Origin of the sequence: Variovorax sp. RA8 (assembly GCF_901827175.1) — a bacterium.
In the GTDB taxonomy this organism is placed as follows: domain Bacteria; phylum Pseudomonadota; class Gammaproteobacteria; order Burkholderiales; family Burkholderiaceae_C; genus Variovorax.
In genome coordinates this window covers 1,527,785-1,539,332 of sequence record NZ_LR594662.1, presented here as the reverse complement: position 1 = coordinate 1,539,332, position 11,548 = coordinate 1,527,785, and the positions used below count along the sequence as shown (strand labels likewise).

Here is an 11,548-nt window from a genome sequence, read left to right as displayed (position 1 = left end):
CCGGCTGACGGGGCCGACCCCCACCCCGGTCTACCGTCAGGGCTTTGACCGACTCGGAGGAATGCCCATGTTCTCTCGCCACACTCAGTCCGCTGCGCCGCAGCGCGTCGCTTACGACGACCGTGTGCACAGCGCGTCCATCGGCACTCTTGCCACGGCCTTCTGCGTCGGTGGCGTGCTGACGCTATTGGCATTCACGACCGCCCGCGCCTCGCGAAACGGGCGCCTCGCCGGCCCGGCCGATGGCGCACCGTTGATGCGCGCGCCCTTGCAGGTGGTCGCCCCGGTGGACCTCCAGCGGTATGTGGGCCTGTGGCACGAGCAGGCGCGCCTGCCCAACCGCTTCGAGAAACGCTGTGCCGGCCCGGCCACGGCCGAATACACGCTGCTGGAGGACGGCAAGCTGCAGGTGCTCAACCGCTGCATGCGGCCGGACGGGGGTTTCGAGGAATCGGCCGGGATCGCCCGTGTTGCCCCGGTCGCCGGGCAGCCCGGCGCCGGACGGCTCGAGGTGAGCTTTGCACCCGACTGGATGCGCTGGCTTCCGCTGGCCTGGGGGGACTACTGGATCCTCAAGCTCGACAGGGACTACCAGGTGGCCCTGGTCGGCACGCCGGACCGCAAGTACTTGTGGGTGTTGTCGCGTGCACCGCGGCTGGAGGATGAAGCGCTGGAGGCCGAGCTCGACTACGCGCGCTCGCTGGGCTTCGAGGTCGACAAGATCGAGCGCACCGGCAGGTAGGCCGCCAGCTGCGACGGCAGCGCGCTCGGCGCCTCGCAATGGATGGCCTCCCAGCCGAGTGCACGTGCCGCCGCCACGTTGGCCGCCGAGTCGTCGATGAACACGGTGTCGGGCGCCATCAGGCCATAGCGCGCGGCGAGAAGCTCGTAGATCTCGGGCTGCGGTTTGATCATGCGGACGTCGCCCGAGAAGATGCCGCCGTCGAACCACCGAAAGAAATCATGGCGTTGCTCCAGCACGCGCGCGTAAGGCGCTGGCATGTTGGAGAGATAGTAGAGCCGCAGCGCCTCGCCGGCATCGCGGCGCGCGCGCAGCGATGCGAGCAGCTCGATGGTGACGTCGATCGGCTCCAGGCGCTCGCCCATCGGCGCCAGCGTCGTGCTGAGCCGCTCCACGGGAAGCGACAGCCGTAGCGCCATGCGCCCGATGGCGTCTTCCAGGCTGTGCGTGCCGCGGTCGAAGTCCAGCCAGTCTTCGTGGTGGAACATCTCGCGCGCCAGCGCATGCGCAGCCTGCGCCGTCGGTGTGTGCGGCGCCAAGACAGCGTGCACCAGCGACACCGGCTCCCAGCTCAGCAGCACGGCGCCGAGATCGAACACAACGTTCTTCATGCCTGCTCGTCCAAAAAGAAAAAAGGCCCCGGGGACCAGCCCGAAGCTTAAGCGAAGTCGCCGGCGCGACAGCCTCCGGTAACATTCGCCGACGGGCTTCGAGCGCTGAGCATCACCACGGCAACACGGATTCATCCATGAGTTTTGACCTCGTCCTTTTCGGCGGTACCGGCGACCTCACCTGGCGCAAGCTGATGCCAGCTTTGTTCCAGGCCTTTCGTCACGGCAGCCTGCCCGAGGGCGGCCGCATCATCGGGGTCGCGCGCGACGAGCTGTCCGACGACGGCTATCGCGAGCTGATCCAGTCGCGCTTCGAGGCGGTCGAAGGCGCCAAGCGGCCAACTCCCGAGGAGTTCAAGAAGTTCGCCGCCCTGCTCTACTACCAGCGCATGGATCTCTCCAGGACGCAGGACTACGCGAAGCTCGCAGATCTGCTCGCGCAGCGCGACGCAAGCACGGTCGTGATGTACCTCGCCACCGCCCCCGCCCTCTTTACCCAGGTGGTCGAACAGATCGCCGCAGCCGGGCTCAACGGCCCTAAGACCCGCGTGGTGCTGGAGAAGCCGCTGGGGCACGACTTGGCCTCCAACCGCGCCATCAACAAGGCGGTGTGCAAGGTGCTGGCGGAGCACCAGGTGTTTCGCATCGACCACTACCTCGGCAAGCCCTCGGTGCAGAACCTGTTCGCGATGCGCTTCGGCAATGCGCTGTTCGAGCCCATCTGGCGCCGCGAGCACATCGCCAACATCGAGATCACTATCGCCGAGGACCTGGGCGTCGAGAAGCGCGGCGCCTTCTACGACCAGACCGGCGCGCTGCGCGACATGGTGCAGAACCACGCGCTGCAGCTGGTCTGCGCGATCGGCATGGAGCCGCCGATCAACGCGCACGCCGACGCCATACGCGACGAGAAGCTCAAGGTGCTGCGTGCGCTCAAGCCTTGGACGGCGGAAGCCATCGGGCTGCACGCGATCCGCGGGCAGTACACCGCCGGAACGGCCTACGGCGAGCGCGTGCAGGGCTACCGCGACGAGCCGGGCGTGGACACGGAGAGCCGCACCGAGACCTTCGTCGCGCTGCGCACCGAGATCGCCAATTGGCGCTGGGCCGGCGTGCCGCTCTACATCCGCACCGGCAAGCGGCTGGCCTCGCGCGATGCGCACATCGCAGTCAATTTCAAGCCGACGCCGCATGCGATCTTCCGGGCGCCCACCAACGCCTTCAACAAGCTGGTGATCAACCTGCAGCCCAAGGACGGCCTGGAACTGCACATGCTCGCCCAGGCGCAGGACGGCCGCCAGCGCAGCAACAACGGCCACCGCTATGCCGGGCCGCAGCTGGCGCCGGTGCAGCTGGACCTCGACTTCGACAAGCGCTTCGGCTCCGAGCGCGTGGGCGCCTACGAGCGCCTGCTGCTCGACGTGATCGACGGCCGGCTCAACCTCTTCGTGCGCAGCGACGAGCAGGAGGAAGCCTGGCGCTGGGTCGAGCCGCTGATCGACAGCTGGGCCTCGGACGGGCCGCCGCGGCCTTACGCAGCGGGGACGTGGGGCCCCAGCGCATCGAGCGCGATGATCGCGCGCGACGGGTTCGCCTGGAGCGAAGAGCTGTAGATACGGAACCTTCGCGCCCTTCGGGCCCTCGGCGTGCGGATGCCCGCTTTCAGATCCGCCCTTCCTCCACGGCGTGGCAAGCCACCTGCACGCCGCGCAGCATCTGCAGCGGCGGCCGCTCGGCCTTGCAGCGAGCGTTGGCGTGGGGGCAGCGCGGGTGGAAGGTGCAGCCGGTGGGTGGGTTGAGCGGGTTGGGGACCTCGCCCTGCACCGGCGTGCGCGCCTCGCCGGCGTGCTTCATCTTCGGGATGGCCTCCAGCAGCATGCGGGTGTAGGGGTGCTGCGGCGCCGCGAAGAGCCTCGCCTTGTCGGCCACTTCCACCAGTCGCCCCAGGTACATCACGCCGACCTGGTCGGCGACATGACGCACCACTGCGAGGTTGTGGGAGATGAACAGATAGGTCAGGCCGCGCTCGCGCTGCAGGTCCTTCATGATGTTGAGCACCTGCGCCTGCACGCTGACGTCCAGCGCGGAGGTGGGCTCGTCGCAGACCAGGAACTCGGGCTGGGTGGCCAGGGCACGCGCGATCGAGATGCGCTGCCGCTGGCCGCCGGAGAACTGGTGGGGGTACTTGACCATGTCCAGCGGACTCAGGCCCACGGACTGCAGCAGCTCGCCCACCCGTGCCTTGAGCGCGGGACCTTCCTTCAGGATCTCGTGCTCGCGCAAGGGTTCGCCCACGATGTCCTCCACCAGCCAGCGAGGGTTGAGGCTGGCGTACGGGTCCTGGAAGATCATCTGGATGCGCCGGCGCAGCTTGCGGCCCTCGGCGCTCTTGAACGCGGCATGGGCGTCCTGACCGTCGAAGTGCATGCCACCCCGGGTGGGCTCGTACAGGCCCACGAGCAGGCGCGCGACGGTGCTCTTGCCGCAGCCGGATTCGCCGACCAGGGCCAGGGTCTTGCCGCGCTCGATGGAGAAGCTCACGCCATCCACCGCGTGCAGCAGAAGGCGCGGCTTGCGCTCGAGCACGCGGTTGAGCCAAGGCGGGGAGACGTCGAAGACCTTGGCGAGGTCCTGGGCGACCACCAGTGGTGCACTCATCGTGCGATCCCGTCGATCGACATGCTGCGCGCGTCATGCAGCCAGCAGGCGGCCCGTGTCGCGCCGGCGTTGAGCAGATCGGGCCGCTCGACCAGGCAGCGGTCGAAGACGCGCGGGCAGCGCGGGTTGTAGGCGCAGCCGCGCGGGATGGCGTTCAGGCGCGGCATGGCGCCGTCGATCTGGTTGAGGCGTTCGCGGTCCATCGTCATGTCGGGGATGGCGGCCATCAGGCCCGAGGTGTAGGGATGCGCGGGTTGGTGGATCACCTCCTGCACCGGACCGATCTCGGCGATGCGGCCGGCGTACATCACGGCCACACGGTCGCAGGTCTCGGCGATCACGCCCATGTCGTGGGTGATCAGCATCACCGCCGCGCCGCGCTCCTTGCAGATGCGCTTGAGCAGCGTGATGATCTGCGCCTGGATCGAGACGTCCAGCGCGGTGGTCGGCTCGTCCGCGACGATCAGCTTGGGCTCGGCAGCCAGGGCCAAGGCGATGACGACGCGCTGGCGCATGCCGCCGGAGAACTGGTGCGGGTAGTGGTCGATGCGCTGCGCAGCGCCGGGGATGCCGGTGTCCTGCAGGAGCCCGATGGCGCGCCGGCGCGCCTCCTCCTCGGTCACGGGCAAATGCGTTCGGATGGTTTCGGTCAACTGCCGCCCGATGGTGTAGAGCGGGTTCAGCGAGGTCAGCGGGTCCTGGAAGATGGCGCCGATCTTGCGCCCGCGGATATGGCGCATGGCCTCGTGGCGCAGGTTGTCGATGCGCTGACCTTCCAGCACGATCTGGCCCGCAGCCACGCGTCCGGGCGGCTCCAGCAGGCCGATGATGGCCGCGCCGGTCAGGGACTTGCCTGCGCCCGACTCGCCCACCACGCCCAGGATCTCGCCCGGCGCGATCTCGAAGCTGATGTCGTCCAGCGCGCGCAGCGTGCCGCGGCGGTGCGGGAATTCGACGACGAGGTTGCGGACTTGCAGAAGACTCATTCGGTGTGCTCCCCGTCCTCAGCGCAGTCGCGGGTTGAGCGCGTCGCGCAACCAGTCGCCCAGGAGGTTCACGCTCAGCGCGATCAGGATCAACATCAGGCCGGGGAAGACGGTGATCCACCATTCACCCGAGAACAGGTAGTCGTTGCCGACGCGGATCAGGGTGCCCAGCGAGGGCGAGGTGGGTGGGACGCCGACGCCCAGGAAGGACAGCGTCGCCTCGGTGATGATCGCTGTCGCGACCTGGATGGTGGCCAGCACCAGCACCGGACCCAGCACGTTCGGCAGCACGTGCCGGCGCATGATGCGAAGCGGCGCGACGCCTGTCACGCGCGCCGCCTGCACGTACTCCTTGTTGCGCTCGACCATGGTCGAGCCCCGCACCGTGCGCGCGTACTGCACCCACCCGGTGAGCGAGATCGAGATGATCAGCACGCCGAAGGCCACTGTGTCGTGGGCGTTGGGGAACAGCGCGCGCCCCACGCCCGCGATCAGCAGCGCGACCAGGATGGGCGGGAAGGACAGCATCACGTCGCACACGCGCATCAGGAAGGCATCGAGCCATCCGCCCCAGAAGCCGGCCAGCAGTCCCAGCAGCACGCCGACCACGACGGACAGCACCACCGAGACCAGGCCAACGACGAGCGAGATGCGAGCCCCGTAGATCAACGCCGAAAGGATATCGCGGCCCTGGTCGTCGGTACCCAGCAGGTACTTGGTCGTGCCCTCGGCCTCCCAGGCGGGCGGCAGGCGCGCATCGCCGAGTTCCAGCGCGGCAAGGTCGAAGGGGTTGTGCGGCGACACCCACCCGGCGAAGACCGAACAGAAGACGCAGACGAAGGCGATCGCCGCGGCGAGCATTGCCACCGGCGAGGTGCGGAAGCTGTGGCCGACGTCGCTGTCGAGCCAGCGGGCCAGTGTCTTTTTCATCGGGAGACCTAAAAAGCGGGCCTGCGTCGCAGGCCCTCGGAGTCACGTGCCGTCCGGCGTCAAGGCTTGGCGGGCGCCTGGATGCTCATCCACTTGAAAGGCATGAAGTTGTCGGCCCGCTGCGTCAGCGCGACCTTCTTGCTCACACCCCAGGCCAATGATTGCTGGTGCAACGGCAGGTGCCCGATATCGTCCGCATGAATCTTGAAGGCTTCCTGGATCATCGCCATGCGCTCGTTCTTGTCGGTGCTCGACTTGATCTTTCCGATCAGTTCGTCGAGCTTGGGGTTGCAGTACGAGCCGAGGTTGAACTGGCCGTCGCCCGTCTTGTCGTCGGGGCAGCGCATCAGTGCGTCGAGCGCGTTGTGCGAGTCATAGGTGGTCGGCGTCCAGCCGAGCAGATAGAAGCTGGTGTCGCGACGCAGGATCTTGGGGAAATACGTGCCCTTGGTCTCGGCCACGAGATTGATCTTGACGCCGATCCTCGCGAGATTCGCGGCCACCGATTGGCAGATCTGCCCGTCGTTGACATAGCGGTCGTTGGGGCAGTTCATCGTCACCTCGAAGCCGTTCGGATAGCCGGCATCCGCCAGCAGCTTCTTGGCGCCCTCGACGTCCTGCGGCAGGCGCTTGTCCTGCGCCTCGGTCCAGCCATTGATGCCGGGACCGACCATCAGTCCCGTTGGCCGCGAGGCGCCACGCATGACGGTGCGCTGGATTCCGGTGATGTCGATGGCCTGGTAGAACGCCTGGCGCACGCGCTTGTCCTTGAAGGGATTCTTGCCCTTGACGCTGGAATACAGCAGCTCGTCGCGCTTCTGGTCCATGCCCAGGAAAATCGTGCGCAGCTCGGGGCCGACCACCACCTGCGCGTTGGGGCTGGCATTGATGCGCGCGATGTCCTGCACCGGTACCGGCTCCATCACGTCGATCTCGCCCGACATCAGGGCCGCCACGCGCGTCGCCGAGTTGGCAATGGGGGTGAAGATCACCTCCTGCGCATTGCCGTCGATCTTGCCCCAGTAGGTGCCGTTGCGCACGAAGACCGTTCGAACATTGGGCTGGCGCTCGCGCACGCGGAACGGTCCGGTGCCATTAGCCTTGAACGAGGCCGTGTTCTCGATGCCCTTGCGACGGTCGACGGGTTTCTCGGCCTTGTTCTCCTCGCACCACTTCTTGCTCATGATCGCGAGGTCCGACAAGACGTCGGGCAGGATGGGGAACGGCCCCTTGGTCTCGATGTCGACCGCGTGGTCGTTGACCTTGCGCACTTCCTTGATGTCGTTCACCTTGGCCTTCACGTCCGAGCCGTCGCCGGCAGCACGCGTGATGCTGAAGAGGACGTCATCGGCGGTGAAAGGCGTGCCGTCGTGGAACTTGACGTTCTTGCGCAGTTCGAAGCGCCACACCGTTGGCGACGTCTGCCGCCAGGAGGTGGCCAGAGAGGGCGCGAGGCTCAGATCCTTGTTGCGATCGGTCAGCGCGTCGTACACGTTGAGGTCGACCGAGAGCTGCAGCGACTCGTTGAGCGAATGCGGATCGAGCGAGAGCGCATCCCCCTGGTTCGCGACGCGGATAGTCTGCGCGCCTACCGGCAGGCAGAGCGTGCCCAGCGCGGACATGACGGCCATCGCGGCCAGCTTGTTTCTCAGGTTCATGGAAGCACTCCTCGGGTTGGAAAGACTCAGGACACCGCCGACGCGGCCACGCTGTGGGTGGCGGGCCGGTCCACGGCATTCAGGGGCATGCCCTGCTCGATCAGGCCCGCATGCAAAGCGGCACCGAGCGGCAGGATCTCGTCGTTGAAGTCGTAGCGGCTGTTGTGCAGGAACGCGCCGCCGCGAGCGTCCTGGCCGATACGCAAATAGGCGCCGGCCTTCTTCTGCAGCATGAAGGAGAAGTCCTCGGCGCCCATGCTTGGCTCCATGTTGCGCTCGACGTTGTGCGCACCCACCAGGGATTGCGCGACATCGCCGGCGAACATCGCCTCGGGCGCGGTGTTGATGGTGGCGGGGTAAATGCGCTCGAACTTCACCTGCGCCGTCGCGCCGAAACCGGCCGCAACGGCGGAGCACAGCTCCACCAGCCGCTGCTCGATCTGCGCCTGCACCCGGACGCTGAAGGTGCGCACCGTGCCCACCAGCGTCGCCTTGCCGGGCACCACGCTCATCGCGCCGAGGTCGCCGGCCTGCACGGCGCAGATGCTGATCACGGCCGCATCGATGGGACGCACATTGCGCGAGACGATGGACTGCACCGCGGTGATGATGTGGGCCGAGACCAGCACAGGGTCGACGGTGAGGTAGGCATGCGCGCCGTGGCCGCCCTTGCCTTCGATCTCGATGGTGATGCGGTCGGCCGCCGCCATCATGGCGCCGCGGTTGATGCCTACCGTGCCGGCGGGCAGGCCGGGCCAGTTGTGCATCGCGTAGACCGCGCTGACGGGGAAGCGGTCGAACAGGCCGTCCTCGATCATTGCGCGCGCGCCGGCGAAGCCCTCCTCGCCAGGCTGGAAGATCAGGACGGCCGTGCCGTCGAAGTCGCGGGTCTCGGCCAGGTAGCGCGCGGCGCCGACCAGCATGGCGGTATGGCCGTCGTGGCCGCACCCGTGCATCAGGCCCTTCTTCGCGGAGCGCCAGCCGAAGTCGTTGTCCTCGCACATCGGCAGGGCGTCCATGTCCGCTCGCAGGCCGATCATGCGGCCGCTGGCGGTGGAGCGCCCGCGGATCACGCCGACCACGCCGGTCTTCCCGATGCCGGGATGAATCTCGTCGACGCCGCAGGCCCGCAGCGACTCCTGCACGCGGCCCGAGGTGTAGAGCTCCTCGAAGCCGAGCTCGGGATGCATGTGCAGGTCGCGCCGGAAGGCGGTGATCTCGGGATGGAATCGCGAGATGTGCGCGAAGGGCCGTCCCGAGGCCTGGTAGCGGGGGTTGTCCATCGTCAGTGCCCTCCCGCCCTGCCAATGCGCAGTCGCGGATCGACCACGAAGTACAGCAGGTCCACGACCAGGTTGATGACGACGAAGATCAGCGCGATGAGGCACAGGTAGGCGGCCATCACCGGAATGTCGGCGAAAGTGACGGCCTGGATGAAGAGCAGGCCCATGCCGGGCCACTGGAAGACCGACTCGGTGATGATGGCGAAGGCGATCAGGCCGCCGAGCTGCAGGCCGGTGATGGTCATCACCGGCACCAGCGTGTTCTTGAGCGCGTGCCCGAAATGGATGGCCCGGTCCGACAGGCCGCGGGCGCGCGCAAACTTGATGTAGTCGGTGCGTAGGACCTCCAGCATCTCGGCGCGCACCAGCCGCATGATCAGCGTGAGCTGGAAGATGGCGAGCGTCACCGCCGGCAGCACGATGTGCATCCAGCCGTCTGCGCGCAGCAGGCCGGTGCTCCACCAGCCCAACTGCACCGTCTCGCCGCGCCCGAAGCTGGGAAACCAGCCGAGCAGCACAGCGAAGACCAGGATCAGCAGGATGCCGATCAGGAAGGTGGGCAGCGAGACGCCCAGGAGCGAGACCATCATGAACACCTGGCTCATGAAGGTGCCCCGCCGCAGCGCCGTATAAACGCCCATCGGGACGCCGATCGCCAGGGCCAGGAAGGCGGCGACCAGCGCCAGCTCCAGGGTCGCCGGGAAGCGCTCGCCTATCAGGCGCGAAACCTTGCTGCCCTGGCGCAGGCTGAGGCCGAACTCGCCTTGCGAGGCGTTGACCAGGAAATGCCAGAACTGGACGAAGAAGGGCTTGTCCAGGCCGAGCCCGGAGCGCAACTCGCGGATCTGCTCGGTTGTCGCATCCTGACCGAGCAGGAACACCACCGGATCTCCCACGTACTGGAACAGGAGGAAGGCGATGAAAGCGACCGCGACCATGACGATCACGGCCTGGATCAGGCGGCGCAGTATGAAAGCAATCATTCAGCAGGGCACGTGTTCAACGATGCTAGCAGAGCAAGCCGCATGCCCAGGAGGTGGTTCCCCGGGTTGCGGCCCGCTCGAGCTCGACAGAAAAGCCGGCTGGCCTGCCAGCGATCAATTCACCTTGATCAGCCGCCAGTCGAGCCGGTTGTCGGCGCGATGGACCACCTCGATGTTCTTCTTCATCGCCCAGGGGATGATCTGATTGTGCAGCGGGATGTGCGAGACGTCGTCGTTCTGCAACTGCAGTGCTTCGGTCAGCAGGCGGTCACGCACGGGGATATCGGTCTCCGTCTTCACCCGGTCGACGATCTGGTCCATCTTCGGGTTGCTGTAGCGCCCGACGTTGTAGTTGCCGTCGCCCCCGCTGCCTACCGAACGCGTCAGCGACTGCAGGCTGTAGAGCGCGTCGAAGGTCGGCACGCCCCACCCGAGCATGTAGATGCTGGCCTCGTAGCGCTGGATCATCGGGAAGTAGGTCACCAGCGGCAACGTCCGCAGCTTGGCCTTGACGCCGACGCGCGCCCACATGGCGGTCACCGCCTGGCAGATCTCCTCATCGTTGATGTAGCGGTTGTTCGGGCAGGCGAAATCGACTTCGAAGCCGCTGGGGTAGCCCGCATCGGCGAGCAGGTTCTTGGCGGCTTCGGGGTCGTAGGGATGGCGCTTGTGCACCCCTTCGGTCCAGCCGTTGACCTGGGGCGCCACCAGCGCGCCAGTGGGCTGGCTGAGGCCGCGCATGGTGACGCGGTTCAGGCTCGCGATGTCGATCGCCTGGTAGAGAGCCTTGCGCACCCGCTGGTCCTTCAGCGGGTTCTTGCCCTTGACGCTGGAGCCGGGCAGCTCGTCACGGAACTGGTCCATGCCGAAGAAGATGGTGCGGTTCTCGATTCCGTCGATGACCTTCAGGTTGCCGCTCTGCCGCAGGCGGCCCAGGTCCTGCGGGCTCGGATCGAGCACGAAGTCGACCTCGCCGGAAAGCAGCGCGGCGGCACGTGTGGCTTCCTGCTTGATGGGGGCATAGACCACTTCGGTCACGTTCGAATCATTCTTGCCCCAGTAGTGCGGATTCTTCACCAGCACCAGGCGCTGATCCGGCTGCCATTCCTTCACCATGAAGGGACCGGTGCCCATCGCGTTGCGATGCGCGTAGCTCTCCTCGGGGGTCTTGATGTCCTTCGGCTCCACGGACCTGTTCTTCTCTGCCCAGGCCTTGCTCATGATGCGCAGCTCGGTCAGCTGGTTGAGCAGCACCGGATTAGGGCCCTTGAGCAGAATGTCGACCGTGTTCTCGTCGACCTTGACCACCTTGTCGATGCCCTGGGTATAGACAGCGTAGTTGGAGGTCTTGGCCATGGCACGCGTCAACGAATACACCACATCTTCTGCAGTGAGCGCGGACCCGTCGCTGAACTTGACGCCGCTGCGCAACGTGAAGCGCACCTGTGTGGGTGAGACGTTCTTCCAACTGCTCGCCAACTGCGCCTCGGGCTTGAAGGTCTTGCTGTTGTAGTAGACCAACGAGTCATAGACGGCCGCATGCACACCATTGCCCAGGGCGTTGTTCTGCGAATGGATATCGAGCGTGGGGATGTCGCTCGCACTCGACCACTTGAAGGTCTTGGCATACAGCGCGGGCGTCACCAGCATTGCAGCCGCAAGGGCAACGGGACACAAAACGAGCTTTGAACCCATGG

At 66.6% G+C, this 11,548-nt stretch carries 10 protein-coding genes; 2 read left to right on the top strand and 8 right to left on the bottom strand.

Going from position 1 to position 11,548, the window contains the following annotated elements; translation table 11 throughout:
- Positions 1 to 67 precede the first annotated feature (67 nt).
- Complete coding sequence (locus E5P3_RS07320) at positions 68 to 742, top strand: lipocalin family protein (protein ID WP_232073032.1); 675 nt, start codon at positions 68 to 70, stop codon at positions 740 to 742.
- Here the strand turns inward: E5P3_RS07320 and E5P3_RS07315 are convergent.
- Positions 688 to 1,353 (bottom strand): HAD-IA family hydrolase, encoded by a 666-nt coding sequence (locus E5P3_RS07315; protein WP_162585371.1) that lies wholly within the window; start codon positions 1,351 to 1,353, stop codon positions 688 to 690. The two genes, E5P3_RS07320 and E5P3_RS07315, sit on opposite strands and share 55 nt — an antisense overlap.
- A gap of 137 nt (positions 1,354 to 1,490) precedes the next feature.
- Between E5P3_RS07315 and zwf the strand changes: the two genes are divergently transcribed.
- On the top strand, positions 1,491 to 2,966 hold the full coding sequence (gene zwf, locus E5P3_RS07310; protein WP_162585370.1) for a glucose-6-phosphate dehydrogenase: 1,476 nt from the start codon (positions 1,491 to 1,493) through the stop codon (positions 2,964 to 2,966).
- Positions 2,967 to 3,015: 49 nt separating this feature from the next.
- Here the strand turns inward: zwf and E5P3_RS07305 are convergent, their stop codons facing one another.
- From E5P3_RS07305 to E5P3_RS07275, 7 genes are all read right to left on the bottom strand, one after another.
- Positions 3,016 to 4,011, bottom strand: coding sequence for an ABC transporter ATP-binding protein (locus E5P3_RS07305; RefSeq protein ID WP_162585369.1), 996 nt, complete (start codon positions 4,009 to 4,011; stop codon positions 3,016 to 3,018).
- Positions 4,008 to 4,997 carry an ABC transporter ATP-binding protein gene (locus tag E5P3_RS07300; protein ID WP_162585368.1) on the bottom strand — a complete coding sequence of 330 codons (990 nt, stop codon included), beginning with the start codon at positions 4,995 to 4,997 and terminating at the stop codon, positions 4,008 to 4,010. The genes E5P3_RS07305 and E5P3_RS07300 overlap by 4 nt, the downstream gene beginning before the upstream one ends.
- Positions 4,998 to 5,015: 18 nt before the next feature.
- The gene (locus E5P3_RS07295; RefSeq protein WP_162585367.1) at positions 5,016 to 5,927 is read right to left on the bottom strand and encodes an ABC transporter permease; all 912 of its coding nucleotides are present in this window, start codon (positions 5,925 to 5,927) and stop codon (positions 5,016 to 5,018) included.
- Between the two features lie 59 nt (positions 5,928 to 5,986).
- Positions 5,987 to 7,585, bottom strand: coding sequence for an ABC transporter substrate-binding protein (locus E5P3_RS07290; protein ID WP_162585366.1), 1,599 nt, complete (start codon positions 7,583 to 7,585; stop codon positions 5,987 to 5,989).
- Between the two features lie 26 nt (positions 7,586 to 7,611).
- Positions 7,612 to 8,868 (bottom strand): M20 aminoacylase family protein, encoded by a 1,257-nt coding sequence (locus tag E5P3_RS07285; RefSeq protein ID WP_162585365.1) that lies wholly within the window; start codon positions 8,866 to 8,868, stop codon positions 7,612 to 7,614.
- Between the two features lie 2 nt (positions 8,869 to 8,870).
- On the bottom strand, positions 8,871 to 9,851 hold the full coding sequence (locus tag E5P3_RS07280) for an ABC transporter permease (protein ID WP_162585364.1): 981 nt from the start codon (positions 9,849 to 9,851) through the stop codon (positions 8,871 to 8,873).
- A gap of 114 nt (positions 9,852 to 9,965) precedes the next feature.
- Positions 9,966 to 11,501, bottom strand: coding sequence for an ABC transporter substrate-binding protein (locus E5P3_RS07275; protein ID WP_232073031.1), 1,536 nt, complete (start codon positions 11,499 to 11,501; stop codon positions 9,966 to 9,968).
- Positions 11,502 to 11,548 lie beyond the last annotated feature (47 nt).